General features: G+C 34.9%; 2 protein-coding genes. Both read left to right on the plus strand.

The window, feature by feature from the left end:
* The first annotated feature begins 56 nt into the window (after positions 1 to 56).
* Positions 57 to 470, plus strand: a complete 414-nt coding sequence (locus VXQ92_RS18735; RefSeq protein WP_000789128.1) for a DUF6691 family protein — start codon at positions 57 to 59, stop codon at positions 468 to 470.
* Positions 471 to 474: 4 nt separating this feature from the next.
* Positions 475 to 1268, plus strand: a 794-nt coding sequence (locus VXQ92_RS18740; RefSeq protein WP_416682817.1) for an MBL fold metallo-hydrolase, incomplete at its 3' end; no start/stop codon positions are given.

A 1268-nucleotide genomic window follows, 5' to 3' on the forward strand; every position in this document is an offset into this window, starting at 1 on the left:
TATGTATGCTGGCATGCTGACTGTTTATATCATTCGCCATGTGTTGGGGTAATCTTATGAAAAATATCTTTGCTTTTATATTTGGTGGTTTGTTTTCATTGGGGTTAATGATTTCTGGTATGTCTAACCCTGCAAAGGTTTTAGGATTTCTAGATATTTTTGGACAATGGGATATTAGCTTAATGTTTGTGATGCTAGGTGCTATTGCTGTGGCATTTATTCCGTTTCAAAGGGCTATTAAAAAACCAAAAACGATTTTTAATGAACAAATTCAATTACCAACAAATACACAGATTGACCAAAGGTTAATTGTGGGTGCTTTTATTTTCGGTATAGGCTGGGGAATAGCAGGTATATGTCCAGCGCCCGCTTTAACTCTTATTGGATTAGGGCATTTTGAAGCACTTTATTTTATTGTCGCGATGTTAGTAGGAATGTTTATTTACCGAATTTTAAATAAAGGAAATTAAAGATATGCAACAACCTCTAGTAAAAGATTTTTTTGATGAAAATACCAATACTTTTAGCTATGTTGTTGCGGATTTAGCGACTCGTCAATGCGCAATTATTGATAGTGTGCTTGACTATGATGCTGCTTCGGCCACTACAAAAACAACTAATGCTGATCTGATCGTCGATTATGTCTTGGCGCAAAACTTTAAAGGACAATGGATTTTAGAAACCCATGTACATGCGGACCATATGACTGCGGCTCAATATTTAAAATCTAAATTGGGCGGTACAATTGCGATTAGTCAAAAAATCTTGGTAGTACAAGAAACATTTTCGGCTATTTATAATTTTGATTTTAAGAAATTCAATGAAAATCAGCCTTTTGATTATCTATTTGAAGATTATGAACATTTCAAAATAGGGGAAATAGATGCCTATAACATTCCTACACCAGGACATACACCTGCTTGCTTAAGCTATGTGATTGCTGATGCCGTTTTTGTAGGTGATACTTTATTTATGCCTGATTATGGTTCGGCTAGATGCGACTTTCCTAAAGGAAGTGCTGCTGCACTTTATGATTCGGTACAAAAGCTTTATACACTTCCTGACGATATGCGTATGTTTCTATGCCATGACTATAAGCCTGAAGGCCGTGACGAATATATCTGTCAAACAGATATAAAAACTCAAAAACAAAGCAATATCCATTTAAATCGACGAGTTTCCAAAGAATCATTCATAAAAATGCGTCAAGAAAGAGATGCTACTTTGGCAATGCCAAAATTAATTCTGCCTTCAATTCAAATTAATAT

It is taken from the genome of Acinetobacter sp. 228 (assembly GCF_048147885.1).